Source organism: Methylobacterium sp. 22177, assembly GCF_052045615.1.
Taxonomy (GTDB): domain Bacteria; phylum Pseudomonadota; class Alphaproteobacteria; order Rhizobiales; family Beijerinckiaceae; genus Methylobacterium; species Methylobacterium radiotolerans.
The window spans coordinates 56866-83379 of sequence record NZ_JBQEPK010000020.1; the positions used below are offsets into that span (position 1 = coordinate 56866).

The window sequence follows — 26514 nt, forward strand, 5'->3', positions numbered from 1 at the left end:
GCTCGGGCGGTTCGATGACACAAGCGCGGCGCGGCTGGGGATCCCCGGCCGCGCTGGTTTTTCGGTAATCCTCCAGATCCGCGATGGCAGAGGCCCCATCTTCCGGCCCCTCCGAGGTCGGTCCCGTGCTGATCACCGGCGCGAGCGGTTTCCTCGGCTCAGCCCTGGTCGACGTGTTCCGCCGGGCCGGCTTCCCGGTGCGCATCCTCGTGCGCGCCTCGAGCCCTCGCCGAAACCTCACCTGGACCGACGTGGAGATCGCCGAGGGCGACATGCGCGACCCGGCCGCCGTGGCGGCGGCGATGCGCGGCCAGCGCTACCTCATCCATGCCGCGGCCGATTACCGGCTCTGGGCGCCGGACATGGAGGAGATCGTCCGGACCAACCGCGACGGCACGCGCCTCATGATGCGCGCCGCCCTCGAGGCCGGGGTGGAGCGGGTCGTCTACACGTCGAGCGTGGCGACGATCAGACCGCCGGCCGACGGCGTCACGCCCTCCGACGAGACCATGCCGCTGACGCCCGAGACCGCGATCGGCGCCTACAAGCGCAGCAAGGTCGTGGCCGAGCGCGTGGTCGAGGAGATGGTCGCCCGGGAGGGCCTGCCGGCGGTGATCGTCAACCCGTCGACGCCGATCGGTCCCCGCGACGTCAAGCCGACGCCGACCGGGCGGATCATCCAGGAGGCGGCGCTCGGCAAGATGCCGGCCTTCGTCGACACCGGCCTCAACCTCGCTCACGTGGACGACGTGGCCCAGGGGCATCTGCTGGCGCTGCGCAGGGGGCGGATCGGCGAGCGCTACATCCTCGGCGGCGAGGACGTGTTCCTCTCGCAGATGCTCGCCGACATCGCCGGCATGGTCGGCCGCAAGCCGCCGACCGTGAACCTGCCCCGGGCCGCCGTGTACCCGGTGGCGTTCTTCGCGCAGCTCGCCGCCCGGGTCACCGGCAGGCAGCCCTTCGCGACGATCGACGGGATCCGCATGTCGCGCTACCGGATGTTCTTCTCGGACCGGAAGGCGCGCGCCGAGCTCGGCTACACGGCCCGGCCCTACCGCGAGGGCCTGTCCGACGCGATCACGTGGTTCCGGGAGGCGGGCTACCTCGCATGAGCACCCTCGATTCCGCCACCGCGACGCGCTCCGGCAAGGGCCACCGGGACGAGAATTTCCCCGTCGCCTCGCACCTGATCCATCCCCGCCACCGGGGCGCGATCCTGGCCTTCTACAACTTCGTCCGCGCCGGCGACGACGTGGCCGATCACGCCGCCCTGTCGCCCGAGCGCAAGCTCGAGCTGCTCGATCGCCTCGCCGACGCGCTCACGGGCGCCGGGCCGTCCGATCCCGAGGCCGAGCCGCTGAAGCGCGAGCTCGCGGCCCGCGGCCTGCCGCCCCGGCACGCGCTCGAGCTCCTCGACGCGTTCCGCATGGACGCGCGCAAGAACCGCTACGCCGACTGGGACGAGCTGATCCATTACTGCCGCTACTCGGCCATGCCGGTGGGGCGGTTCGTGCTCGACGTCCACGGCGAGGATCCGGCCCGGGTCTACCGAGCCTCCGACGCCATCTGCGCGGCGCTGCAGGTCATCAATCATCTCCAGGATTGCGGCAAGGACTTCGCCGCACTCGACCGGGTCTACCTCCCGCAGGATTGCCTGGACCGTCACGGCGCCACCGTGGCGATGCTCGGCGAGGCCAAGGCGCCGCCGCAGCTCCGGGCCGCGATCCGCGAGCTCGCGCAGCGATGCCTCGAGCTCCTCGACGAGGGCGCGGTCCTGCCGGACCTGATCGACGATCTGCGCCTGTCACTGGAGATCGCCGCCATCCACCGGCTCGCCGTCGTGCTGAGCCGGGGCCTGCTGGAGCGCGACCCGCTCTCCGAGAAAGTTCATCACGGCAAGGCCGCCTTCGCGCTGACGGCGCTGGGCGGCATCGCCGCCACCCTGGCGCGCCGGCCCTTCCGCGGCCGGACCGTCCGGGCCGCGGCTCAGGGAATCCGCTCGTGACCGCCACCGCCACGCCCGCCCAGGACCCGGAGAGCGCCGCCCCGGCGCTGCCCGCCGCCGGCTCCTCCTTCTACACGGCGATGCGCCTGCTGCCGAAGGAGCGGCGGGAGGCGATGTACGCCGTCTACGCCTTCTGCCGCGCCGTCGACGACGTCGCCGACGACGGCGGCACCCGCGCCGTCCGGCAGGTCGAGCTCGACCGCTGGCGGGCCGACATCGACGCCCTCTACGCCGGCCGGCCGGCCGCGCGCGTGCGCGACCTCGTGGAGCCCGTGCGCCGCTTCGGCCTGAAGCGCGAGGATTTCCAGGCGGTCATCGACGGCATGGCGATGGACGCCGTCGAGGACATCGTCGCCCCCGACGCCGAGACCCTCGACCTCTACTGCGACCGGGTCGCGAGCGCGGTCGGCCGGCTGTCGGTGCGGATCTTCGGCATGCCGGAGGCGGACGGCATCCGGCTGGCGTGGCATCAGGGCCGCGCGCTCCAGCTCACCAACATCCTGCGCGACATCGACGAGGATGCCGAGCGCGGCCGCCTCTACCTGCCCCGGGAGAAGCTCCGGGCGATCGGCCTCACCGACCCGACGCCGGTCCAGGCGATCAGCCATCCCCGCATCGGCGAGGTCTGCGTCTCCCTCGCCCGCGAGGCCGAGGACCATTATCAGGCGACCTGGGAGATCATCCGGCGCAGCCCCCGCAAGGCGACCAAGGCCGCCCGGCTGATGGCCGCCGCCTATCACCTCTACCTCAAGGCGGTCCTCGCGCGCGGCTGGGCGATGCCCCGCGCCCGGGTGAAGCCCGGCAAGCTCGCGCTGCTGGGCGTCGTCCTCCGCCACGGCCTGATCTGATGGGCACCGTCCACGTCGTCGGCGCCGGCCTCGCCGGCCTCTCCGCGGCCGTCGCGCTCGCCGAAACCGGCGCCCGGGTGGTCCTGCACGAGGCCGCCAAGCAGGCCGGCGGCCGGTGCCGCTCGTACTATGACCCGGCCCTCGGCCTGACCATCGACAACGGCAACCACCTGCTCTTGTCCGGCAACGCCGATTCCCTCGGCTTCCTCCGGACCGTCGGCGCGCCGGCCGACGCCCTGGTCGGCCCGGATGTGGCCGAATTCGACTTCGCCGACCTGCAGACCGGCGAGCGCTGGCGGCTGCGGCCCAACGCGGGGCGGCTGCCCTGGTGGGTGATGAGTCCCGCCCGCCGCGTCCCCGGGACGCGGGCGCGGGACTACCTCGCGCCCCTCGGGATCCTGCGCGCGGCCTCCGGCAAGGCGGAGGGCGCGGGCGGAACCATCGGCGCGCACATGGCCTGCGAGGGCACGCTCTACCGGCGCCTCTGGCACCCGGTGCTGCTCGCGGCCCTCAACACCGAGCCCCGCGACAGCGATGTCGGGCTGGCTGCGCGGATCCTGCGCGAGACCCTGGGCGCGGGCGGCAAGGCCTGCCGTCCCCTCGTCGCGGTCGAGGGCCTGTCCTACGCCTTCGTCGATCCGGCGATCCGCTACCTCACGGCGCGCGGCTGCGAGATCCGCCTCGGCCGGCGCCTGCGCGGACTGGAAAGCGCGGAGGGCCGCGTCGGGCAACTCGTGTTCTCGGACGGCCCCGAGAGCCTCGGCCCGGAGGACGGCGTCGTGCTGGCGCTGCCGCCGTGGGTGGCCCGGGAGGTGTTGCCCGGTCTCCTCGCCCCGACGGAATTCCGCTCCATCGTGAACGCGCATTTCGCGCTGGCGCCGAAGCCCGGCAGCCCCCTCGTCCTCGGCGTCGTCAACAGCCTGACAGAGTGGCTTTTCGCCTATCCGGACCGGTATTCGGTCACGATCAGCGGTGCAGACCGGCTCCTCGACGTGCCTCGCGAAGACCTCGCGCGGCAGATCTGGGCCGAGATCGCGCAGCTGTACAACCTTGCACCGGACCTGCCCAGCTGGCAGATCGTAAAGGAGAAGCGTGCGACCTTCGCGGCGACGCCGGCGGAGGCCGCGCGGCGCCCGAAGGCCGAAACCGCCTACGACAATCTCGTCCTGGCAGGCGATTGGACCGCCACCGGCCTGCCGTCGACGATCGAGGGAGCGATCCGCTCGGGCCAGACGGCCGCACGTTCCTTGCGTGCGGGATCTGTCGTGCGCGCTGGAACCCAGGTGCGCGGCGCAGCTTGAGGCATGGCGTCCGCCGCGAGGCGGTCGTTCGAGGCGAGGACTATGAGAGAGGCCGTAAGCAAAGTCGAGGCGCTGCAGCGCTCCAAGACTCAGGGGATCTCGCTCGAGGACGTCGAGCGCGGCGTGGCGCAGGCGACGCGCGCGCTGACCGCCCTGGCGCACGACGACGGGCACATCTGCTTCGAGCTCGAGGCGGATGCCACGATCCCGTCCGAGTACATCCTGTTCCACCATTTCCGCGGCACGCAGGTCCCCGGCGACCTCGAGGCCAAGATCGGCAACTACCTCCGCCGCACCCAGGGGCGGCACGGCGGATGGGCCCTCGTCCACGAGGGGCCGTTCGACATGAGCTGCACGGTCAAGGCGTACTTCGCCCTCAAGATGATCGGCGACGACATCGAGGCGCCGCACATGCGCCGGGCGCGCGAGGGCATCCTGTCCCGCGGCGGCGCGGCCAACGCCAACGTGTTCACCCGCTTCATGCTGGCGCTCTACGGCGAGGTGCCGTGGCGCGCCGTGCCGGTGATGCCCGTCGAGGTGATGTTCCTGCCGAAGTGGTTCCCGTTCCACCTCGACAAGATCAGCTACTGGGCCCGCACCACCGTGGTGCCGCTGTTCGTGCTCCAGGCGACCAAGCCCCGGGCGCGCAACCCGCGCGGCATCAGCGTGCAGGAGCTGTTCGTCACGCCGCCGGAGAGCGTCCGCTCCTGGCCGGGCTCCCCCCACGCCACGTGGCCGTGGACGCCGATCTTCGGCTTCATCGACCGGGTGCTGCAGCGGGTCGAGAATCACCTGCCGCGCAAGAGCCGGCAGCGCGCCATGGAGATGGCCCGCGCCTGGGTGAGCGAGCGCCTCAACGGCGAGGACGGCCTGGGCGCCATCTTCCCCGCGATGGTCAACTCGGTGCTGATGTACGAGGTGATGGGCTACCGGCCCGATCACCCGCAGGTCCGCGTCGCCTGCGACGCGATCGAGAAGCTCGTGGTCGAGAAGGCCGACGAGGCCTACGTCCAGCCCTGCGTCTCGCCGGTCTGGGACACGGCGCTCGCGAGCCACGCGCTGCTCGAGGCGGGCGGCCCCGAGGCCGAGGCCCAGGCCCGCGCCGGTCTGGACTGGCTGAAGCCCCGCCAGGTGCTCGACATCGTCGGTGACTGGGCGGCGCGCAAGCCGAAGGTCCGGCCGGGCGGCTGGGCGTTCCAGTACGCCAACGCGCACTATCCCGACCTCGACGACACCGCCGTGGTGGTGATGGCGATGGACCGGGCCATGCACCAGCACGGCCTCGTCGCCGGCATGCCGGACTACAAGGCCTCGATCGCCCGCGCCCGCGAGTGGGTCGAGGGGCTGCAGTCGGAGGACGGTGGCTGGGCGGCGTTCGACGCCGACAACAACCACATGTACCTCAACCACATCCCGTTCTCGGATCACGGCGCGCTGCTCGATCCGCCGACCGCGGACGTGACTGCCCGCGTGGTCGGGATGCTGTCCCAGCTCGGCGAGACCCGGGAGACCTCCCGCGCCCTCGACCGCGGCGTGAACTACCTCCTGAACGACCAGGAGGAGGACGGCTCGTGGTACGGCCGCTGGGGCATGAACTTCATCTACGGCACGTGGTCGGTGCTCTGCGCCCTCAACGCCGCCGGGGTGGACCCGGCCGATCCGCGCATCCAGAAGGCCGTGTCCTGGCTGATCCGGATCCAGAACCCGGATGGCGGCTGGGGCGAGGACGCCTCCTCGTACAAGATCGACCCGGCCTTCGAGCCCGGCTCGTCCACCGCTTCGCAGACCGCCTGGGCGCTGCTCGCCCTAATGGCGGCCGGCGCGGTCGATGACCCGGCCGTGACCCGGGGCATCAACTTCCTGACCCGCACGCAGGGCGCGGACGGATTCTGGAAGGAGGAGCGCTACACCGCCACGGGCTTCCCGCGGGTGTTCTACCTGCGGTACCATGGCTACCCGAAGTTCTTCCCGCTCTGGGCGATGGCGCGCTTCCGCAACCTCAAGCGTGGCAACAGCCGGCGCGTCCAGTTCGGCATGTGACGTCCGCCGACGTCCTGGGGCCGGCCCGGCGGGCCGGCTCCGCTCCGCCGGATCGCAGCGCGTTCGACCGTCCCGACAGCCGATCCGCGAGCCCCGGTACCCGACACGTGGCCTCCTCTGACAGCGATCCCGCGGGACCGGACGAGCCGCCCCCCGCGCCGGATCCGGCCCGGACCCCGCCCCGGCGCTCGCGCCTGCTTGCGGACCTCGCCGGACTGGTCCACGAGCGCGCCATGATCGATCCCGCCGCACCCGTCCTGGCCGTCACCGGCCTCGCCCGCGAGCGCCGCATGGCGGCGGGGGAGGGGGTCGAGGCGATGGGGGCCGGCGGCAATCCCCACCGTCTCCGCCAGCTCCTCGAGGCCCGCACCCAGCCCGGCTGCCGGGCGGTGGTCAGCTTCGGCATCGCGGGCGGCCTCGATCCCTCGCTCCGGCCCGGCGACGTCGTGGTCGGCACCGGCGTGGTCAGCGAGGAGGGGCGGCGCGCCGCCGATCTCGACCTGTCGGCCACGCTGCTCAACATCCTGTCCGGCGTCGGGCCGCGGGTGATCCCGGCGGATCTGGCGGGCGTCGACACCGCGGTTCTCGCGGTCGACGGCAAGACCGACCTGCGGACCACCACCGGCGCCGCGGCCGTCGACATGGAATCGCACGTGGCCGCGTCCTTCGCGGGCCGGCACGGCCTGCCCTTCGCGGCCGTGCGCGTGATCTGCGATCCGGCCGACCAGGCGTTGCCGGCCTTCGCGGCCTCGGCGCTCACGCCGGACGGCGAGCCCGACATCGCCGCCGTGTTCTTCGCCTTCGCGCGCGGCCGCGCGCGCCTCGGAGACCTGATGCGCCTCGCTCGGGACTCGAACGCCGCCTTCGCGGCGCTGGGACGGTGCCGGACACGGCTCGGACCGGGCCTGGGCATACCGGCCCCGGGGCGCTGAGACGCGCAGCCGCGGTGAGGGTGGCTACGAAAAAGCGCCGGCCTGCACGGCCGGCGCGAGTCGGAGGTCACCACGAGACGGCGCGGGGCGGACCCCGCGCCGGGAGGAACCGGCCTCAGCCGGCCTTCTTGTTGAGCGAGACCGCCACGAACCGGGTCTGGCCCTTGCCGCTCTTCACCCGCATCAGCACGGCCTTGCGCCCGCTCGTCTCGGCCGCCCGGATCTGCGTCGCCACGTCCGCCGGGCGGGACACGCTCTGGCCACCGACGTCGAGGATCACGTCGCCGGCCTCGATGCCTTTGGCGGCCGCCGGGCCGTCGGGATCGACCTGGACCACCGCGACGCCCTGATCCGACAGGCCGACATCGCCGGCCGGGGCGAGCTGCAGGCCGAGCCGCGGCTGGCCGTTGCCCGAGTCGTCGTCGCGGCTCGCCATCTTGGTGCCGTCGGTCGGCATCGTGCCCAGCGTCACCGTGGCGGTGTCGGTCTTGCCACCGCGCAGGTAGCTCAGCTCGACCTTGGCGCCCGGCTTCAGGCCGGCGATCTTGCGGGACAGCTCGCGGGCGCTGTCCACCGTATCGCCGTTGACCTTCTCGATCACGTCGCCCGCCTTCAGGCCGGCCTTGGCCGCCGGGGTTCCGTTCTCGGCGTGGTCGACGAGGGCGCCCTTGGCCTTGTCGAGGCCCAGACCCTCGGCGATATCCTGCGTCACGGGCTGGATCTGGACGCCCAGGTAGCCGCGGGCGACCTTGCCGTCGGTGCGGAGCTGGTCGACGACCGCCTGGACGGTCTCGGCGGGTATCGCGAAGGCGAGGCCGACGCTGCCGCCCGACGGGGACGCGATGGCGGTGTTCATGCCGACCACCTCGCCGTTGACGTTGAAGGTCGGCCCGCCCGAATTGCCCTTGTTGATGGGCGCGTCGATCTGCAGGAAGTCGTCGTAGGGGCCGGCGCCGATGTCGCGGCCCCGGGCCGAGACGATGCCGGCGGTCACGGTGCCGCCGAGACCGAACGGGTTACCGATCGCCACGACCCAGTCGCCGACCTGCGGAGCGGCCTTGCCGAACTGCACGTACGGGAAGTTCGAGCCCTCGGTGATCTTCAGGAGCGCGACGTCCGTCTTGGAATCCTTGCCGATGACCTTCGCGTCGAGGGTGCGGCCGTCGTCCAGCGTCACCTGAACGGTCTTGGCATGGTCGACCACGTGGTTGTTGGTGACCACGTAGCCGTCGGCCGAGATGATGAAGCCGGAGCCGACCGCGCCGCGCGGGCCCTGATGCTGAGGCTGCATGCCGCCCGGGCCGTTCTGGCCGAAGCGCTTGAAGAACTCGCGCAGCTGCGGCGGCACGTTCTGGAGGTTGCGCCCCTGGCTCGGGCCGTCGTCGTCGTCGCTGCTCGCCGAGTCGTCGAGCTTCACCTTCACCGAGACGACGCCCGGCTTCACCTTGCTGACGATGCCGGCGAACGAGCCCGGCGGGTGCTCGGGAGCCTCGATCGGCGACTTGGGCAGCGCCTGCGCGTAGGCCGGGGTCGCGGCCGGCAGATAGCCGCTGCCGACGGCACCGCCGGCGATCAGCGCGGCGGCCGCCACGGAGGCGAGGGCGCGGCGCGAGGTGCGGCCAGTGGGACGGGTCTCGGTCATGGGGGGTCTCAACCTCTCGGGACTGATCGGGACGACGCCGGCGGTCGCGGCCGTCGATGGGATCTGTCTAAGGGGTGGCGCCTGACCCGGGCGTGGCGATCAAATTACCGTTTGGACAGGTGGCCGAGCGGTCGCGAAGCCCCGGCGCGACCACGGCGATCGACCGATACCGGAGGCCCGACGTCGCGGCGCCGGCCGAGCCGGATCCGGGCCCGTGCCGTCCGACACCGCAGTTTCCGGGAGTCGATCTAAATTACCGCTCAGTTCGGCAGGCCGGCGTAAACTCGGTGCTGCTAGAACCGAGCGTGTAGGCGGAGGGATCGACAATGAAGGCGCTGCTGGCGGCTGCCATGTTTTTCGGGTCGACTGTCGGCGCGCTGGCGGTCGAGTCTTACGCGGATTACCGTGATTACTTCGACGCGAAGCCTGTCGTCAGAAGTCGCGCGCCGTGCAGCGTTTCCGACGGGACATACGGCGTCGATACGCGCCGCCCCGGCGATGAGCGCACCGCGAAATCGGGAGCCAACTTCCGGCCCGGCTACTGGAACCAGGCCGGCGGCTACGTTCCGCCGGACTATTCCCTGCATCCGCGGGGCGCGTCGCAGGACGGCTTCTGGACCCCGAACGACGCGTCCGCCGCCAATTGGGGCGGGCCGCGGGCGTTCACCGGCACGCTCGGCACCCGCCGCTGACGCGGGCGCAGGGCGCCGAGGCCAAGCCGGGACGCGGCCTGACGGTTCGGGGCGCGTCCCGGACGGGCGCTCAGTCGCCGCTGAGCCGGACCAGAGCTTCCTCGATCTTCGCCAGCCGCGCCGACTCGCTCTCGCGGCGCTCCCGGTTCTCCTCGATGATCTCCTCGGGCGCCCGGGCCACGAAGTCGGCGTTGCCGAGCTTGGCGTCGATCTTCTTGATCTCGCCCTGCGCCTTGCCCTGCTCTTTCCTCAGGCGCGCGACCTCGGCGGCGAGGTCGACCACGCCTTCCAGCGGCAGGGCGGCGACGCTGCCACGCACGAGGAGCTGCACCGAGTTCTTCGGCGGCGTCTCCGCGAAGGTGATCTCCGACAGCCGGGCGAGGCGCAGGAGCGTGTCCCGCCACGCCTCCGCCCGCGCCCGGACCTCCGGGGCGGCGCCGACCATGACCAGGGGGATCTGCGCGCCGGCCGGGACGTTGGTCTCGGACCGCGCCGAGCGGATCTGGCTGACCAGATCGACCACGAACCCGACCTCGGCCTCCGCGGCCGCATCGGCGAGCCCGCCGAGGTCCGGCCAAGCGGCCAGGGTCAGCAGTCCGCGCTCCGGCAGGTCGGCGCCCTTGATCGCCCACAGCTCCTCCGTGAGGAACGGCATGAACGGGTGCAGCAGCTTGGCGACCTGATCGATCAGGAACGCCACGCTCGCCTGCGTCTCGGCCCGAATCGCGGGATCGACGCCCTCGCCCTGGAGCACAGGCTTGGCGAGCTCGAGATACCAGTCGCAGAAGATGTTCCAGACGAAGCGGTAGGCCGCCGCCGCCGCGTCGTTGAAGCGGAAGGCCTCGAGGGCGCCCGTGACCTCGTCGACCGCGCGGGCCGCCTCGGTGAGCGCCCAGCGGTTGATCGCGCCGGTGGCGGAGCGCGGGTCGAAGGCCGGGTCGAGGCGGCAGCCGTTCAGCTCGGCGAAGCGGGCGGCGTTCCAGAGCTTGGTCGCGAAGTTGCGGTAGCCCTGGACCCGGTCGGTCGACAGCTTGATGTCGCGCCCCTGAACGGCCAGCGCGCAGAGGGTGAAGCGCAGGACGTCGGCGCCGACCTGATCGATCAGCTCCAGGGGATCGACGACGTTGCCCTTGGACTTCGACATCTTCGCGCCCGACGCGTCCCGCACCAGGGTGTGCAGGTAGACCGTCTCGAACGGCGCCCGGTCGGTGAGGTGCAGGCCCATCATCATCATCCGGGCGACCCAGAAGAACAGGATGTCCTTGCCGGTCACCAGGGTGTTGGTCGGGTAGTAGCGCGCGAGTTCCTGGGTCGAGTCCGGCCAGCCCAGAGTCGAGAACGGCCAGAGCGCCGAGGAGAACCACGTGTCGAGGACGTCCGCGTCGCGGGTGAGGGCGACCGGTCGGCCGCGCTGCGCCTCGGCCGCGGCCCGCGCCTCCTCCTCGCTCTCGGCGACGAAGATACCGCCTTCGTCGTCGTACCAGACCGGGATCTGGTGGCCCCACCAGAGCTGGCGCGAGATGCACCACGGCTCGATGTTGGTGAGCCACTGGAAGAAGATCTTCTCGTAGTTCTCGGGCACGAACTTGGTCTGCCCGTCGCGCACCGCCTGCAGGGCGCGCTCCGCGAGCGGCTTGACATTCAGGTACCACTGGTCGGTCAGGTACGGCTCGATGACCACGCCCGAGCGGTCGCCGTGCGGGACCGCGTGGGTGTTCGGCTCGATCGCGCGCAGCCGACCGCGCGCCTCCATCAGCGCCACCACCTCCTTGCGGGCCTGCGCCCGGTCGAGGCCGTGGAGCGCCAGGGCCTCCGGCTCGGGCGCGACGCCGTCGAGGAAGTCGGCGTTGCCGTCGAGCTGCATCCGGCCCTCGGGGTCGAGGACGTTGATCAGGCCGAGCCCGTGGCGGCGGCCGACGTCGAAGTCGTTGAAGTCGTGGGCGGGCGTGATCTTGACCGCGCCCGTGCCCTTCTCGGGATCCGAGTAGGTGTCGGCCACGATCGGGATCAGCCGCCCGACCAGCGGCAGGCGCACGCGCTGGCCGACGAGCGCGGTGTAGCGCGCGTCCTCGGGATGGACCGCGATGCCGGTGTCGCCCAGCATCGTCTCGGGGCGGGTGGTGGCCACCGTGATGACGGCGCCGGTCTCGTTGCCAGCCTCGTCCACCACCGGGTAGTCGAAGTGCCAGAGATGGCCTCTGGTCTCGATCTGCTGGACCTCCAGGTCCGAGATCGCGGTCTGGAACTTCGGGTCCCAGTTCACCAGCCGCTTGTCGCGGTAGATCAGGCCCTGCCGGTGCAGGTCGACGAAGGTCTTGAGCACGGCCCGGCTCAGGCCCTCGTCCATGGTGAAGCGCTCGCGGGACCAGTCGCAGGAGGCGCCCAGCCGCTTCAGCTGGTTGACGATCGCGCCGCCGGACTCCGCCTTCCAGGCCCAGACCTTCTCGACGAACGCCGCGCGGCCGATCTCGCGGCGGCCCGGCTCCTGACGCTCCATCATCCGCCGCTCCACCACCATCTGGGTGGCGATGCCGGCATGGTCCGTCCCCGGCTGCCAGAGCACGTCCTTGCCGCGCATGCGCTCGAAGCGGCAGAGGATGTCCTGCAGCGTGTTGTTGAGGGCGTGACCCATGTGCAGCGAGCCCGTCACGTTCGGCGGCGGGATCACGATGCAGTAGGGCGGAGCGCCGGCGCGCTCGGGTCGGCCGGCGCGGAAGGCGTCCGCCTCGGCCCAGGCAGCGGAGATCCGCGCCTCGACGGAGGTGGGCTCGAAGGTCTTGTCCATCATCGCGGGTACGGGCCGGCGCTTGTCCAAACGGGGGTTGCCCCGCTTTCGACCGTCACGCCGCTCCCGTCAACACGCGGAGGGTGGCCCGCGGCCACCAGAGCCAGGCCGCCGGCTCAGCGGCCGCGCGAGACCCGCTCGATCTCGGCGCGCACGAGGCGCTCGACCACGGCCGGCAGGTTGTCGTCGAGCCAGGATTTCAGCATCGGCCGGAGCATCTCCTTGACGAGATCCTCCAGGGTCCGGGCGTTCTGCGTCAGCACCGTATGGGCCAACAGGTTGAACGCGCCGCTGACGCTGGCATCGGTGGCCGGAGAGACCAGGGCTTCCGGCTCCGGCTCGGGGGCGCGGGCGGCCTGGAGCACGGGCTGCGGCGGCGGCGGCGGGGGCGGCTCCGGGGCCGGTTCGGGTTCCGGGAGCGGCTCGGGCTCGGGCTCCGGCGCGGCGGTGACCGGATCCTCGAAGTCGATCGCGTCGAAGTCGAGCAGGTCCGGGGCCGGCTCGGGTTCCGGCTCCGGCTCGACCACGCGCGGGCGCGTCACCGGCTCGGCGACCTCCGCGAGGTCGAGCACGTCGTCGGGCTCCGGAGCGGTCACCGGGACCTCGGCCGGCTTGGCGGCCTGATCGTCGGCGATGATCCTTCGGATCGACGCGAGGATCTCTTCCATGGAAGGCTCGTGCGCCTTATCGGCAGCCTTGTCCTGGAATTTCGAGTCCGGGATCTTGGGGCTTGCTGCACTCATCGGCAGGCGCACTCGGGCATGGGAGACTGGAAAGCGACCCGAACGGATCGATCTTCAATCAGTATTCCATGCCGTTTCGTCGCGGCAAGCGCGCCCGCAACACACTCCCCGTGGAAAAGCCGTCAGCGGCCGTCCGGCGTGCGCAGGCCGAACCACAAATCCTTGACCTGATCGTAGTGGACCTTGGCGCTGTAGTATTCGACCGGGAGCGCCGTGAAGCGCGCGGTCAACTGTCCGATCGCCTGGACCACCCCGTAGGAGAAGATCACCCGGTCGCGCTGGGCGACGATGAGGTTCACGCGGGAGTTCAGCAGTTCCTGCTGCGCGTTGAGGACGTCGAGGGTCGTGCGCTGGCCGACGCGCGCTTCCTCGCGCACGCCGTTCAGCGCCACCTCGTTGGCCTGGACCTGGGCCTGGGCGGCGATCACCTGCGCCTTGGCGGCTTCGAGCCGGCCCCAGAAGTCGACGATCTGGGCGCGGACCTGATCGCGGATCTGATCGACCTGGATGCGGGCCTGGCCGACCGATTCCTTGGCCTGCCGGATCTGCGCGTAGGTCTGGCCGCCCTCGTAGATCGGGATCGAGAGCCGGCCGCCGACGAAGCCGACGAAGAAGCTCTGGTTCGGCCCGTTCTGATCGTAGAGCTGGCTGAGCGAGCCCTGCAGGCTGAGCTGCGGGGCGAGCTGGCCTTCCAGGACCTTCACCTGGGCCTCGCTCGCGTCGACGTTGTGGATGGCCGAGACGACCTGCGGGTGCTCGCGCAGGCCGACGGCGATCGCCTGATCGAGACTGCGCGGCACGAACCGGTCCAGCGGGCGGCCCGGCGCGAGCTGGCGCGGCTCGACGCCGATGTTCTGCCGGTAGACGCCGATGCTCGTGCGGAGGGTCGATTCGGCTTGGGCGACCTGCGACCGCGCGCCGGCCAGTCGGGCCTCGGCCTGCGCGACGTCGGTCCGGGTCACCTCGCCGACGTTGAAGCGGTCCCGGGTCTGGCGGAGCTGCTCTTCCAGAACTTCGACGTTGTTCCGGTTCAGCTCCAGCGTCGCCGTGTTGCTGAGCACGTTCATGTACGCCTGGACGGCGTTGTACAGGACGGTCAATTCGGTGAAGCGCAGGCTCTCGCGCTGGCTGTAGACCTGCGACTCGGCGCGTCGGACGGTGTTGTCGGTCTGGAAGCCGTTGAAGAGCGTCTGCGTGACGTTCAGGCTGGCGGAACTCGGAAGGTACGTGGTGCGCGTCGTCCGCCGGGAGGTGATGACCTGGCTCGCGATGTCGGACGTCGCGCCGCCGGCCAAGCCCTCGCCGCCGGTCGCGGATCCTGCCGCCCCGGCTCCTGAGGTCCCGATGCCCGTGGTTCCGCCCGCCGTCCCGATCCCCGTCGTCCCGATCCCCGTGGTGGTCCCGGTACCGGTCGTCCCGGCGCCGGCCGTCCCGCCCAGGCCTCCGCCTGTCGTTCCGAGGCCCGCTCCGGCGGTGGTCGCGGTCGTGCCGGCGGTGCCCGCCGACGCGACGGAGCTGGACGAGCGCGTCTGAAGGTACTGGACGCCGATCGCGGCGTTGACGTTGACAGTCGGCCGGTAGCCCGACTGCGCGATCGCCACGTTCTCGTCGATGGCGCGCACGCCCGCGCGGCTGGCGTTCAGGCTCGGATTGCCCTGATAAGCCTTCGCGAGAGCGCTCTCCAGAGTCTCGGCGGATGCCGGCATCGCAGCCAGCATCGCGAGTCCGGACACCATCCCGGCCAGGCGGAACGTCGGGCAACTCGCTGGTGGACGTCGTGTCACGATGAACAAGCCCTTGCGGTCTCTTTCGGTCCGGAAGTCCGAGACGAAAACGGCCAAGGTACGGCGTTTCGCTCGTCTCCGATCAAGCCCGCCCCACCGTCACGCTTAGCGCAAACCGGGCGATTTGGCTCGCCTCGCCGTGGGTCCCGCGGCGGAAAGTGCGGCGTTGGGGCATTAAGGTGACACACCCCGCACGCACACCGCGGCGTGGACGCGTATTGAGCTGTTTAGTTTCATAAATACGCCCCTTCAGAGACTATTGCCGGCATGCGGAGGCGCGAGAACTCGGAGCTGACCGAGCGCCGGCAGGGGAGGGGGCGGTCCGTCCGCGACCGTTCGACTCCGCCGACGGCACCGGCGCCCGCCTAGTACCGGTCCATTCCGCCGCCCCCGGCGTCGGGCTCCAGCTCCAGCGGGCCCTCGGGGCCTGAGTCGGATTCGGGCGCACGGCGCGCGCGCGCCGGCGGACGCGGTCTGGGCACCGACCCTGTCAGCGCTTCCGACGGTTTCGGCTTCGGGGCTGCGCTCGGGGAAGCCGGCTGTCCGCGGGAGCCGGGCGGCCCGGGCGGTCCGGCCGGACCCGTGGCGCCCATCAGCCCCGGAGCGCCGGCCATTCCGGCGGGGCCGCGCTCGCCCGGCGGACCCGGCGGTCCGGCGACACCCTGTGCGCCGGCGGGCCCCTGCGGTCCGGGCGGTCCCATCGCGCCCCGCTCCCCGGGCGGCCCGGCCTCGCCCCGCGGACCGGCCTCGCCGCGCGGGCCGACCAGACCCGGCGCCTGCGGCCCCTGCGGCCCCTGCTGGCCGCACTCGCCGACCACGATGCTGCGGCTCTGCTTCGGCGTCCGCAGAATCGCGATGCAGGTGGCCGGATGGTAGACGACGCGGAACTCGAAATAGCCGCGGCTGTCGGTCCTGTGCGGGAACTGGCCGTCGAGCGTGATCTCCACCCCCGGATCGTCGGCGTAGCCGATGATCCAGAGGTCGCCGCCGGTGATCTTGGCGGCCTCGATGCGCATCTCCGCCGCCCGCGCCGGCAGCGCGCAGGCGGCCGACAGGGCCAGCATCGAACAGAGCGCCCAGCGCTCGCGCCACAGGCGCCTGGCAGATCTCATGGCAGGTCACACAGTCTTTTCGACAGTCAGAATGCCATAGCCCGCAAACTAGGCAATAAATTGCGGAGAAAGTTGGATGTGGAAAAGCGCGACCGGCCGAACGCCGTAATCCGAAATGGGTATTCGCAGGGCGCACGGCGGGGCCCGTAGCGTGCCCGCGCTGGACCGGGTCAGGCGCGTGCGGACCGGGCCAGCTGAGGGATGGCGTGCCCCGGTCCACCGGTCAGCGCCGCGCGAGCGCCCCGGGTCCGAGTCCGATCCGCGGTGGAGGGTTCAGCCGTGGACGACAGCGATCCGCCCTGGGACACGGACCCGCTCTGGTACGACCGGACCGAGTCCGGGGCGCCGCCGGGGCCCATCCTCGAAGCCCTGGCCTGGCTGTTCCTGCTGGCGATCGCCGGCTGCGCGGGGCTCGTGTGGCTCTACGGGATGCCGGACCGCCTGTGGCGCGCGGCGGCGCGCCGGCTCCCGTCCCGCGATCCCGCGGATGCGGAGCGTTTCTGAGGGGGGCTGGCGGCCGTGACCGCTCCGCGCACCGGCGCCGGGTCAGGCGGCGATGATGCGCGTGCCGAGCAGGGTGGCTTCCAAGTCTGCTACGGGCATCGGGCGGCCGAGATGGTAGCCCTGCAGGAACGGGCAGCCCATCGCCTGCAGGATGTTCAGGTCCTCGGCCGACTCGACGCCCTCCGCCACGACGTCGAGGCCGAGCAGCCGGCCGAGGCCGAGGACGGCGAGGACGAGCCCGCGCTTGTCGTCGCTCGCCCCCAGGCCGGTGACGAAGCTCCGGTCGATCTTGATCCGGTCCGCCTTGAGCTGCCGCAGCGAGGAGAGCGACGAGTAGCCGATCCCGAAATCGTCCAGGGCGACCCGGATGCCGGCGCGGGACAGCGCCTGCAGCTTTCCCTGCACCGCGCCGATGTCGAGGGCCGTCTCCTCGGTGATCTCGATCTCCAGCATGGTGGGCGGCAGGCCGAGGAGGCTCAGCCGCTCGATGACGATCTCGTCGACCGGCACCTGTGCCATCTCCCGGGGGGAGACGTTCATCGCCACGCGGACGCTGCCCAGGCCGCGGCGATGCAGGATCTCCAGCATCGCGCAGACCTGCTCGAGGATGTAGCGGAGCAGCGACTCTGTCAGGCCCGCCATCGCGGCGGCGGCGATCAGGTCCGGGGGCGCGATCCAGCCGAGTCGCGGATGCTCCCAGCGGATCAGAGCTTCCAGCCCGACCAGGGTCCGGCCGTCGCCCGCGTAGATCGGCTGGAACCAGACCTTCGGGGCGTTCTCGACCAGGGCCTGCGACAGGTCGCGCTCCAGGTCCCGCCGCATCTGCAGCCGCTCGCGCAGGCTCGAATCGAACACGCGGAAGCGGTTCCGCCCGGCAGCCTTGGCGGCGTAGAGCGCCTCATCGGCGCAGCTCAGCATCTCGGTCAGGCTGGGCTCCCGACTGGCGTGGACGCCGATGCTGACCCCGAGGCGACCCGCGTCGAAACCGTCGAACGGCTGCGACACCGCGGTGATGAGGTTCGCCGCCATGACGGCGTCGGGCACGCCCGACGTCACGGGATCGTACAGCACGGCGAACTCGTCGCCGCCCAGCCGGGCCGTGAGACCGTTCTCCGGGAGCGCGTCGTTCAGCCGGCGCGCCACCTCGACGAGCACCCGGTCTCCCGCCTTGTGGCCGTAGACGTCGTTGACGAACTTGAACCCGTCGAGGTCGAGCATCAGCAGGCTGAGTGTCCCGGTGCGGAGCCGGTTCTCCGTCGCCTGGAGGAAGCCCGCGCGGTTCAGCAGGCCGGTGAGATCGTCGTGCGTGGCGCGCCACCGCATCTCGTCCACGAGGGCGCTCGCGCTGGCATGGGCCTCGGCGCGCGAGCGGGCGAGGGCGTGGGCCTCGTTCTTGAGCCGGCTCGCATCGCGGAACACCGCCTCGCTCCGGAACGCCGTGTGCGTCAGGGCGAGGAAGTAGAGCAGCACACAGGCGGCGAGGCAGTTCCGGTCGAAGTCGCCGGCATAGGCGAGGCAGGCCGTGACCGACAGCAGCGGCAGGGCGATGAAGGCGAGCGGGATGCGCGCGTAGGCGGTCCCGTGCGTCACCGCCCCCGCGGTCACGCCGCAGGTGATCGTGAGATAGAACAGGGTCTCGGCGGTGGTGTAGCCGTCGCACAGGAGCGGCTGGCAGGCCCAGACCAGTCCGGAGAGGAATGCGGCGAACGTGCAGGCGCGCAGGTGCCGGTCGACGGAGCGCGCGGCGGCCGCGGCGAGGCTCGGCGTCATGTCGGCGGTCAGCGCCAGGCCCAGGCAGGGAATCCGGCAGAGGGCGATGCGCAGGAGATTGACGCTGGTCGAGGCCGCGAACCAGACGGCCCCCACGGTGCCGTGCCCGCTCCGATAGGCGACCAAAATGCTCGCCAGGCCGAGCAGCATGTTGACCGGTATGGCGGCCAGCACGCTTCCGCGCATCGCGTCCAGCTGGTCCCGCCGGATCAGCGCGTTCCACCTCGGATCCGCAGGGTCGAGAGAATCACCGGAGCCGGATGAACCCGGCACGGACCTCTCCTGGTCCCGAACGATCATTGCACGTCCACTCGAAGATGAGGGACTCATGGCAGCGAATCGTAAGATATCGTTGAACGATCAACGTTCGCCGCGCGCGATCCCGCGCAGCGGGGACAGAGACGACCGGTCGCAAGGCATTCCGGCCGCGTCGGCGCGCACCATATCGGGTCCCGGGCCGCTTCCGGGCCCCGGATCGTCCATGGCCCTGACCCGCGACCTGCTCGACATCCGGACGATCTATCACGAGCCCGCCGTGGGCGACTTCCCGCTGGGCCGGGAGATCCTGGCGCGCTTTCCCGACGCCGCGCGCATCGTCGTGCCGTCGCACTGGAACATTCCGGAACTCCACGGCAACGCGGGCTCGGTGGAGGATTGGGTGAGGATCAAGCGCTCGACCCTCGTCCTCGGCGTGAAGAAGGGCCTCGCGATGCGCCCGAACGGCCGCAGCGCCCACTTCATCGCGCCTTCGACGTCCAACGGCTGCGCCATGGCCTGCGCCTACTGCTACGTGCCGCGCCGCAAGGGCTACTCCAACCCGATCTCGCTGTTCGTGAACGTCGAGCAGGCCTGCGCGGCGATCGCCCGCCACGCCGGGCGCCAGGGGCGCCTCCCGGAGCCGGATCCGATCGATCCGGAGTACTGGGTCTACGATATCGGCGAGAACGGTGACCTGTCGGTGGACGCGGCGGTGAGCGACGGCGCGCGCGCCCTGGTCGCGCTGTTCCGCACCCTGCCCAACGCCAAGGCCTCCTTCGCCACGAAGGCCGTGAACCGCGACCTCCTGGCCTACGATCCGCAGGGCAAGACGCGCATCCGCTTCTCGCTCATGCCGGCGCGGATCGCCCGAATCGTCGACGTGCGCACCGCCCCGATTCCCGAGCGGATCGCCGCCATCGACGACTTCGTGGCCGCCGGCTACGAGGTCCACGCCAACTTCTCGCCCGTGATCCTCTACGAGGGCTGGGAGGCGGACTGGCGGGCGCTGTTCGCCGAGATCGACGCGACGCTGTCCGACGCCGCCAAGGCGCAGCTCAAGTGCGAGATCATCATGCTGACCCACAACGCGGATCTGCATGCGGTCAATCTCGGCTGGCACCCGAAGGCCGAGGACCTGCTCTGGCGGCCGGACATCCAGGAGTCGAAAGTCTCGGAGGGTGGCGGCGCCAATCTGCGCTACCGGGCCGGCTGGAAGGGCCGGTGGCTCGCGCGGTTCAAGGCCCTGCTCGCCGAGACGATGCCCTACTGCACGGTGCGCTACGCGTTCTGAGCGCGGATGGCTGAACTTCCCGGCATGCGCGGCGTTGGCGCGCCAGGGGAGGAAAGCTCAGCCATGTCGACGCACGAGGACCATATCCGCGAGGCGGTCGCCCTCGCCGCGGCCAATGTCGAGGCCGGCGGCGCGCCCTACGGCGCGGTGATCGTGCGGGACGGCGCCGTGCTGGTCCGCGCGGCGAACACCGTGCACGCGACCAACGACCCGAGCGCCCATGCCGAGATGGTGGCCCTGCGCGAGGCCAGCCGCCTGCTCGGCCGCCGCGACCTCGGCGACTGCGTGATGTACGCCAGCGGCCGTCCGTGCCCGATGTGCCACGCGGCGATGCGGCTCGCGGGTTTCAAGGAGGGCTACTTCGCCTTCTCGGCCGAGGAGGCCGAGACCTACGGTGCCGGCAGCGCGGCGATCTACGCCGAGCTGTGCCGACCCCTCGACGCGCAGCCGATGCGGGTCACCCAGATCCGTCCGCCGGGCGATTCGCCTTACGCGGCCTGGAGGGCGCGCCGGGAGGCCTGACCCGGCCGCGCGGAGCTCAATGCGTCCAGGGGGCCGTGCGGTTGAACTTGAAATTGTCCGAGTACGACAGCCCCTTGCGGTGGGCCGGCTTGGCCGGCTGCTCGACGCGGAACGCGATCCCCTCGCGCTTCGCGTAGGCCACGGCCTCTTCCTCGGTGTCGAACTCGAGGCGCACCTGCTGGAGCATGTCGGAGGACCCGTTCCACCCCATCAGCGGATCGATCTCGCGCGGGCTGGTCCGGTCGAACTCCAGGATCCACTGCTTGGTTCGGGCGAGGCCCGACTGCGTGGCATCCCGAGACGGACGGAAGATGCGGGCGCTCGGCATCTGACTCGACAAGCTCCTGATCGAATGGTCGGGGCGATAGGATTCGAACCTACGACCCCCTGGTCCCAAACCAGGTGCGCTACCAGACTGCGCCACACCCCGACTGCCACACGGCCTCAATGCCGTAGCGGTTCCGCCGTTCCCCCGCAAGGCGCGGCGCGGTGCGCGCGGCCTGTGCCGGCGGCGGCTTCCCCGCGCAGAGATCGCGCGGCACCTCGCTTGTCAGACAAATGGGAGGGCGTTAGCGTCGGTTCCGGGACGAGGGCTGGGCCTCCCCGCCGTCGAACCGGCGCCTGCCATCACTGGGGGGTGGAGGATGGTGCGCTCGGATCGGCGTGCCGGGTGGTTCCGGTCCTCGTCGCCGCGGCGTAGGTCCGCGCCCGCGCGGCGGGTCTTGCCGGCCTTCGCGGAAACGGTGACGATCACCGCGAGCGACATGGATTTGACCGTGTGGACACCGAGCCCGCGCTACCCCGACCCGGCGGTCGAGATCCTCGACGCCGCTTTCGCCCGCTACCGGGTGTTCAACGCGGCGGTCGAGCGCCTCGCGACCGGCTTCCGCTGGTGCGAGGGGCCGGTCTGGTTCGGCGACGGTCGCTACCTGCTCTGGAGCGACATCCCCAACGACCGGATCCTGCGCTGGGACGAGGAGAGCGGGGTCGTCGGCCTCTACCGGAAGCCGTCAGGCTTCGCCAACGGCAACACCCGCGACCGGCAGGGGCGGCTCGTCACCTGTGAGCACGGAGGACGTCGCGTCACCCGCACCGAGCATGACGGCGCGATCACCGTCCTGGCGGACACGTTCGAGGGCCGCCGGCTCAACTCGCCCAACGACGTGGTGACCGCGGCCGACGGCGCGGTCTGGTTCACCGATCCGCCCTTCGGGATCGGCGGCTTCTACGAGGGCGTCCGCGCCGAGCCCGAGCTGCCGCACAACGTCTACCGGCTCGACCCGGTCACCGGCGTGCTGGAGGCGGTGGCCACCGACCTCGCCGGCCCCAACGGCCTGTGCTTCTCGCCCGACGGCCGCGTGCTCTACCTCGTGGAGTCGCGCGGCCGGCCGACCCGGCGGATCGTCGCGTACGACGTGGTCGCCGGCCGCGCACTCGGAGACCGGCGGGTCCTGATCGACGCCGGGCCCGGCACGCCGGACGGTCTGCGCTGCGACGTCGACGGGAATCTCTGGTGCGGCTGGGGCATGGGCGACGACGCCCTGGACGGCGTCATGGTGTTCAACCCCGACGGCCGGCCGATCGGCCGCATCCGTCTTCCGGAGCGCTGCGCGAACCTGTGCTTCGGCGGCCGGCACCGCAACCGCCTGTTCATGGCGGCGAGCCAGTCGCTCTACGCCGTCCACGTCGACGTCCAGGGCTGCGCTGGCGGGTGAGGCCCCGATACCGGGGCCCGAGCCCGCCGCCGGGCTCATGCTTGACCGGAGCGCCGCGCCGACCCACTTCCCGTCCGCCGGGGGCATAGCGGGACACCGACCGATGATCGAACTCCACTACTGGCCGACGCCGAACGGCCATAAGATCACGATGTTTCTCGAAGAGGCGGGCATTCCCTACCGTATTCACCCAGTCAATATTGGTAAGGGCGAGCAGTTCAATCCCGATTTCCTCAAGATCGCGCCCAACAACCGGATGCCGGCGATCGTCGACGACGAGCCGGCGGGCGGCGGCGCGCCGGTCTCGCTGTTCGAGTCGGGGGCGATCCTGCTCTACCTCGCCGAGAAGACCGGGCGCTTCATCCCGGGCGACCTGCGGGGCCGGGCCGAGGTGCTGCAGTGGTTGTTCTGGCAGATGGGCGGCCTCGGCCCGATGCTCGGCCAGAACCATCACTTCTCGCAGTACGCGCCGGAGAAGATCGACTACGCGATCAAGCGCTACGTCAACGAGACCAACCGGCTCTACGGCGTCCTCGACCGGCGGCTGGCCGACCGCGCCTTCGTCGCCGGGCCGGACTACTCCATCGCCGACATGGCCTGCTATCCCTGGATCGTGCCGTGGGAGAAGCAGGGTCAGAACCTCGACGAGCACCCGAACCTCAAGCGCTGGTTCACGGCGATCGCCGAGCGGCCCGCCACCAAGGCGGCTTATGCCCGCGCCCCGGAGGTCAATCCCGACTTCGGCAAGACCATGAGCGAGGATGCCAAGAAGGTGATGTTCGGACAGACCGCCTCCAGCACCAGGCGCTGACCGGACCATGACCGAGACCCTGCCCGCGCTGCCGCTGGAGGTGATCCACCGCGGCTGGAACACCTTCGGCATCGCCACCCTGACGCTGCCGGATGGCAGCGCCGTGCGGCGGGCGCTGGAGGATCACGGGCAGGCCGCCTGCGTGCTGCCGTACGATCCCGAGCGGCGCGTGGCGCTGCTCGTCCGGCAGGCGCGGGTTGGGCCCGCGTTCTGGGGGGAGTCGGCCGAGTTCGACGAAGCCCCGGCCGGCGGACTCGACGGGGACGCCCCCGAGGCGACCGCGATCCGCGAGGCGATGGAGGAGGCGGGCGTTCGGTTGACCCGGCTCGAGCCGGTCGCGCACGCCTACAGCATGCCGAGCGTGTCTTCCGAGCGCCTCTGGCTCTACCTCGCGCCCTACGGCGCCGCCGACCGGGTCGGTCCCGGCGGTGGGCTGCACGCGGAGGGCGAGCAGGTGATGGTCGTGGAGATGCCGCTGACCGCGCTGGCGGAACAGGCCCGGGCCGGCCGCCTGCCCGACCTCAAGACCCTGGCCCTCGTCCAGGCCCTGATGCTCCGAAGCCCCGAACTGTTCGCCGCATGACCCTCTCGCCCACCGCACCCGCGCCGGATGTCCTCGCGGCGATGCTCGCCTTCGCCGAGGAGGCGGCCCCTCTGGCCCTCGCCATGCGGGCGGGCGGCCTCGCCATGAGCAACAAGGGCCCCGATCTCGGCCAGGCCCTGACGGAGGCCGACCTCGCCGTCAGCCAGCTGATGCACGCGCGGTTCGGCCCCGACCTGATCGAGGAGGAGACGGCCGAGGATCTCGGGCAGGCGGCGGCCCGGGCGCTGCTCGCCCGCGACGCCTGGACCTTCGTGGGTGACCCGATCGACGGGACCCGGCCTTTCGCGGGCGGCCTGTCGGGCTGGGGCGTCATGGTGGCGGCCTGCCGCGCGGGCTGGCCTCGAGCCTGCGTCATGAGCCTGCCGGCCTGGAACGAGGACCGCTCGGCACCGGCCCGGGGCACTCCGGCGGAGGCTACGGAGGGGCTCCTGCTGGCGGCGAGCGAGGGCCGCGCCTTCTGGGCACCGACCCGCGGCGGCCGCATGACGACGGCGCTGCGCCCGCTCGAGCGCGCGGCGCGACGGACCGGCCATGTCGGCTGGCTGTCGGTCACGGCGCAGCGCTACACCCTGGATTACGGCCGCGGCTGGTTCCCCTGGAGCGAGGGCGGGGCGATCTCGGACGCCGCGCTCCTGGCGACCGGGCGCCTCGACGCGACCCTCAGCAACAACCGATTGTGGGACCTGGGTCCGATCCTCCCGCTGTTCGAGGCGCTGGGCTTCCGCCTGTTCCACTGGCCGGACCTCGGAGATCCGCCGGCGGACTTCGTCGACCTGTTCGACGCGGAGCTGTCGGCCCACGACGACCTCTGGCTGGTGTGCCGGGACCGTGCCCAGGCCGCCGATCTGGCGACGGCCATCCGCCGCGCCTAGGACGGGGCCCGTGAGGGCCGCGCCCGGGCGCAGGGCCCGACGAACGGGCGGTTCTCCCGGACCGCGACAGGAGCCGGGCGGGCTCTCAGAGCGCCGCGATCAGCGTCCGGATCCGCGCCCGCGACGCCTTGAGTCCGCTCTCGGCCTCGGCCCGGGCGGCGGCGAGCTTCGCCAGCTCGTCCTCCTGGCCACCCATGCGGGTAAGGTAGCGCCGCGCCAGCTCGCTGTCCTTCGGAACGGCGCCGAGATTGCTGCGGATGCGCTCCTGCTCCGCCTGCACCTTCGCCTCGCGCTCGGCGATCTCCTCGACGGTCCGGGTCGCCGCGGCGACCTCGGCGCGGGCCTGGGACAGGGTCTTGAGCTTGCCGCCCAGCTCCGGGTCGGTGGCGAGGCCGGCCCACCGGACCAGCAGCGCCTCGTCGGCGTCGACGAGATTGTAGGCGTCGATCTGGACGTGCTCGAGCACGGCCCGGGTCTCGGCCGTCCCGCCGGCGGGGACCGCGACCTTGAGCCGATAGGCCGTGGGGGTCTCGCTGTCGCGGGCGGAAGCGGTGAGGGTCCAGCCCTCCCGTCGGGGATGCTCGATGATCACGGACCGGGCGGCGTCCGGCGCGCCCTTGATCGTGTAGGTCGTGACCTCCCGGGCGATCACCGTCGCGCGCGCCACGCCGTCGACCACGGTGATCTGGGTCAGGGCTTGGCTCGGCTCGGTCTCCGCCTGGACGGCGACCTTGCGGTCGAGGGCGAAGCTGGCGAGCCGCTGCTCGCCGACCGGCGTCGCGGGCAGGCGGGCATCTCCCAGGTAGCCGGCCTTGCGGTCGTAGAGGGTGATGAGGCCCGCCGGCAGGGTCGCGGTGGCGCTGTTCCGGATCCGGAAGGCCGCGGTCGGATGGATCCCCCGTCCCGGCTGCCAGAGGGCGACCCGCTCGGCCTCGATCTCGGTATCGATGAACGGCACCGACAGCGTGCTGCCGGCGCGGAGATCGACCGGATGCGGCAGCGTGAAGTTCGCCGCCACATCCCCCTCGCTGGCGGCGGCGCCCGCGGTGGCGGCCGCGGCGTCGTAGCTCGGTTCCGCTGACTCCGCCCGGGTGTCCATCCGCGCCATCGGTGCCGGAAGGGGCGCGGCGGCGGGCGCAGGGGCGCGCAGGCGCGCGACCGACCTCGGGGCGACCGTGCCTGGGTCGAGGTCCGGCATGCCGACATCCTCGACCATCACCGGCGCCTCCGGTCTCTTGCGCCAGTAGCGCCGGTGCAGGCGCTGGAGAAGCGCCACCGGCGAGCCGGACGAGAGGGTGACGTCGACGCCTGCCCAGTCGGCCCCGAGGGCGTTCTCGATGATGGCCCAGGCCTGCAGGTTCGCGCGGCCGCCGCCGCCGTCGACGATGCGGTAGCTCGTCTTCCAGACCGGTGCGGCGACCACGTAGGTCAGCCGGACCTCGCGCTGGCCACGCCCCGAGACATCGACCTCGACCCGGTGGGCGTCTCCGACCTTGGCCGTCCCGGCCGCCGCGATCGCCTCGGCGATCTTGGCCGCCATGGCCGAGTCCTGGATCGTGACGGCGGCGCCGTCCTCGATCGGCACGGATTCGAGCGTGCCCGTCCCGGTCAGCACGGTCAGGATCGCGACCTCGCCGCTCTCGGTCCCGGCGTTCCGCTCGGACACGCCGAGCACTCGCCCCTCGAGTGTGCGCCCGCCGCTCTGGATCCTGATCGGAACGCCCTGCAGCTTCCCCAGGAGGCGTGCCGGCCCGGACAGGTCGTCCGCGGTGAACGGCATCGTCCGCAGCGTCTCGTCGGCCTGATCCAGCCCGTCCAGGCGCAGGGCACCGACGGTGCCGACGGGATCCCGCACCACGAGGCTCTTGAGGATGTCGTCGATCTGCTCGGAGCGAGCGTCGAGCCCGATCGTCGCGTCGCCGTCGACCGGGTGGTCCTGGGTGACTTCCGCGAGGCCGCCGCTCGACAGGGTGACGGCGCGGATCCGCCCCGGGGACGCCGCCCTCAGGGGCGGCGCGGCCGCGATCATGCACAGCAGAACGCCCGCCCACACGACATGAGACGTCACCAAATCGCCTGCCTCCCGTTCGAGCGCCGTCCGCCGCGGCGGTCGCGGATGTGATGGCGGGTTCGAGCCGCCGGCACGGCACCGTGACGCCCGCTCCCACGCGGTCGCCGACGGGGAGCCGGCAGCCCGCGCGCCTCGGCCTGCGCGGCAGATCGCCCGTCTCCGCGGCAGCCGGTGATACCGCGAAGCCGGGAACCGCGACGGCGCGACGCGTG

The 26514-nt window shown here is 71.7% G+C and carries 22 protein-coding genes and 1 tRNA gene; 14 read left to right on the forward strand and 9 right to left on the reverse strand.

Annotated elements, in window-relative coordinates:
- Positions 1-83: 83 nt before the first annotated feature.
- The 6 genes from hpnA to ACTJK8_RS18460 all read left to right on the forward strand — a co-directional run bounded on the left by hpnA (position 84) and on the right by ACTJK8_RS18460 (position 7126).
- Positions 84-1112, forward strand: a complete 1029-nt coding sequence (hpnA, locus tag ACTJK8_RS18435; RefSeq protein WP_029357992.1) for a hopanoid-associated sugar epimerase — start codon at positions 84-86, stop codon at positions 1110-1112.
- Positions 1109-2005: a squalene synthase HpnC gene (gene hpnC / locus ACTJK8_RS18440; protein ID WP_012322313.1), complete on the forward strand. Its 897-nt coding sequence runs from the start codon at positions 1109-1111 to the stop codon at positions 2003-2005. Before hpnA ends, hpnC begins: the two co-directional genes overlap by 4 nt.
- Entirely contained in the window at positions 2002-2853 is an 852-nt protein-coding gene (gene hpnD / locus ACTJK8_RS18445; RefSeq protein ID WP_012322314.1) for a presqualene diphosphate synthase HpnD, read from the forward strand. Before hpnC ends, hpnD begins: the two co-directional genes overlap by 4 nt.
- Positions 2853-4154: a hydroxysqualene dehydroxylase HpnE gene (gene hpnE, locus ACTJK8_RS18450; RefSeq protein ID WP_012322315.1), complete on the forward strand. Its 1302-nt coding sequence runs from the start codon at positions 2853-2855 to the stop codon at positions 4152-4154. Before hpnD ends, hpnE begins: the two co-directional genes overlap by 1 nt.
- 42 nt (positions 4155-4196) lie before the next feature.
- Positions 4197-6194, forward strand: a complete 1998-nt coding sequence (gene shc / locus ACTJK8_RS18455; protein WP_012322316.1) for a squalene--hopene cyclase — start codon at positions 4197-4199, stop codon at positions 6192-6194.
- Between the two features lie 233 nt (positions 6195-6427).
- Complete coding sequence (locus ACTJK8_RS18460) at positions 6428-7126, forward strand: phosphorylase (protein ID WP_440762335.1); 699 nt, start codon at positions 6428-6430, stop codon at positions 7124-7126.
- Positions 7127-7241: 115 nt separating this feature from the next.
- Here the strand turns inward: ACTJK8_RS18460 and ACTJK8_RS18465 are convergent, their stop codons facing one another.
- The gene (locus ACTJK8_RS18465) at positions 7242-8768 is read right to left on the reverse strand and encodes a Do family serine endopeptidase (protein ID WP_012322318.1); all 1527 of its coding nucleotides are present in this window, start codon (positions 8766-8768) and stop codon (positions 7242-7244) included.
- A gap of 326 nt (positions 8769-9094) precedes the next feature.
- Between ACTJK8_RS18465 and ACTJK8_RS18470 the strand changes: the two genes are divergently transcribed.
- Positions 9095-9460: a hypothetical protein gene (locus tag ACTJK8_RS18470; protein WP_024828097.1), complete on the forward strand. Its 366-nt coding sequence runs from the start codon at positions 9095-9097 to the stop codon at positions 9458-9460.
- Between the two features lie 70 nt (positions 9461-9530).
- On the opposite strand, the gene ACTJK8_RS18475 is transcribed toward ACTJK8_RS18470, so the two are convergent.
- The 4 genes from ACTJK8_RS18475 to ACTJK8_RS18490 form a co-directional block, all read right to left on the reverse strand.
- Positions 9531-12248, reverse strand: coding sequence for a valine--tRNA ligase (locus ACTJK8_RS18475; RefSeq protein WP_440762336.1), 2718 nt, complete (start codon positions 12246-12248; stop codon positions 9531-9533).
- 113 nt (positions 12249-12361) lie between these two features.
- Positions 12362-12913: a PopZ family protein gene (locus ACTJK8_RS18480; RefSeq protein ID WP_071000560.1), complete on the reverse strand. Its 552-nt coding sequence runs from the start codon at positions 12911-12913 to the stop codon at positions 12362-12364.
- 197 nt (positions 12914-13110) lie between these two features.
- A complete protein-coding gene (locus ACTJK8_RS18485; protein ID WP_043075051.1) occupies positions 13111-14724 on the reverse strand; it encodes a TolC family outer membrane protein in 1614 nt (537 codons plus the stop codon).
- Between the two features lie 413 nt (positions 14725-15137).
- Positions 15138-15884 carry a collagen-like protein gene (locus tag ACTJK8_RS18490; protein ID WP_440762337.1) on the reverse strand — a complete coding sequence of 249 codons (747 nt, stop codon included), beginning with the start codon at positions 15882-15884 and terminating at the stop codon, positions 15138-15140.
- A gap of 279 nt (positions 15885-16163) precedes the next feature.
- Here ACTJK8_RS18490 and ACTJK8_RS18495 point away from each other — a divergent pair, with 279 nt between their 5' ends.
- Complete coding sequence (locus ACTJK8_RS18495; protein WP_012322324.1) at positions 16164-16388, forward strand: hypothetical protein; 225 nt, start codon at positions 16164-16166, stop codon at positions 16386-16388.
- Positions 16389-16430: 42 nt separating this feature from the next.
- Here ACTJK8_RS18495 and ACTJK8_RS18500 read toward each other — a convergent pair whose 3' ends face one another.
- Positions 16431-18344, reverse strand: coding sequence for a putative bifunctional diguanylate cyclase/phosphodiesterase (locus ACTJK8_RS18500; protein ID WP_106427881.1), 1914 nt, complete (start codon positions 18342-18344; stop codon positions 16431-16433).
- Positions 18345-18639: 295 nt separating this feature from the next.
- On the opposite strand from ACTJK8_RS18500, the gene ACTJK8_RS18505 reads away from it, so the two are divergent.
- Both ACTJK8_RS18505 and ACTJK8_RS18510 read left to right on the forward strand, forming a co-directional pair.
- A complete protein-coding gene (locus ACTJK8_RS18505; protein WP_440762338.1) occupies positions 18640-19707 on the forward strand; it encodes a spore photoproduct lyase family protein in 1068 nt (355 codons plus the stop codon).
- Positions 19708-19770: 63 nt separating this feature from the next.
- Positions 19771-20229, forward strand: a complete 459-nt coding sequence (locus tag ACTJK8_RS18510) for a nucleoside deaminase (RefSeq protein ID WP_024828093.1) — start codon at positions 19771-19773, stop codon at positions 20227-20229.
- A 16-nt stretch (positions 20230-20245) separates the two neighbouring features.
- Here the strand turns inward: ACTJK8_RS18510 and ACTJK8_RS18515 are convergent, their stop codons facing one another.
- Both ACTJK8_RS18515 and ACTJK8_RS18520 read right to left on the reverse strand, forming a co-directional pair.
- Positions 20246-20557: an ETC complex I subunit gene (locus tag ACTJK8_RS18515; protein WP_012322328.1), complete on the reverse strand. Its 312-nt coding sequence runs from the start codon at positions 20555-20557 to the stop codon at positions 20246-20248.
- 25 nt (positions 20558-20582) lie between these two features.
- A tRNA-Pro gene (locus tag ACTJK8_RS18520) sits at positions 20583-20659 on the reverse strand.
- 334 nt (positions 20660-20993) lie between these two features.
- On the opposite strand from ACTJK8_RS18520, the gene ACTJK8_RS18525 reads away from it, so the two are divergent.
- The 4 genes from ACTJK8_RS18525 to ACTJK8_RS18540 all read left to right on the forward strand — a co-directional run bounded on the left by ACTJK8_RS18525 (position 20994) and on the right by ACTJK8_RS18540 (position 24231).
- Positions 20994-21944, forward strand: a complete 951-nt coding sequence (locus tag ACTJK8_RS18525) for an SMP-30/gluconolactonase/LRE family protein (protein WP_440762339.1) — start codon at positions 20994-20996, stop codon at positions 21942-21944.
- A 103-nt stretch (positions 21945-22047) separates the two neighbouring features.
- Complete coding sequence (locus ACTJK8_RS18530; RefSeq protein ID WP_012322330.1) at positions 22048-22755, forward strand: glutathione S-transferase N-terminal domain-containing protein; 708 nt, start codon at positions 22048-22050, stop codon at positions 22753-22755.
- Between the two features lie 7 nt (positions 22756-22762).
- Positions 22763-23338: an NUDIX domain-containing protein gene (locus ACTJK8_RS18535; protein WP_012322331.1), complete on the forward strand. Its 576-nt coding sequence runs from the start codon at positions 22763-22765 to the stop codon at positions 23336-23338.
- Positions 23335-24231 carry an inositol monophosphatase family protein gene (locus ACTJK8_RS18540; protein WP_024828089.1) on the forward strand — a complete coding sequence of 299 codons (897 nt, stop codon included), beginning with the start codon at positions 23335-23337 and terminating at the stop codon, positions 24229-24231. The genes ACTJK8_RS18535 and ACTJK8_RS18540 overlap by 4 nt, the downstream gene beginning before the upstream one ends.
- Positions 24232-24316: 85 nt before the next feature.
- On the opposite strand, the gene ACTJK8_RS18545 is transcribed toward ACTJK8_RS18540, so the two are convergent.
- On the reverse strand, positions 24317-26299 hold the full coding sequence (locus ACTJK8_RS18545; RefSeq protein WP_440762340.1) for a DUF4139 domain-containing protein: 1983 nt from the start codon (positions 26297-26299) through the stop codon (positions 24317-24319).
- Positions 26300-26514 lie beyond the last annotated feature (215 nt).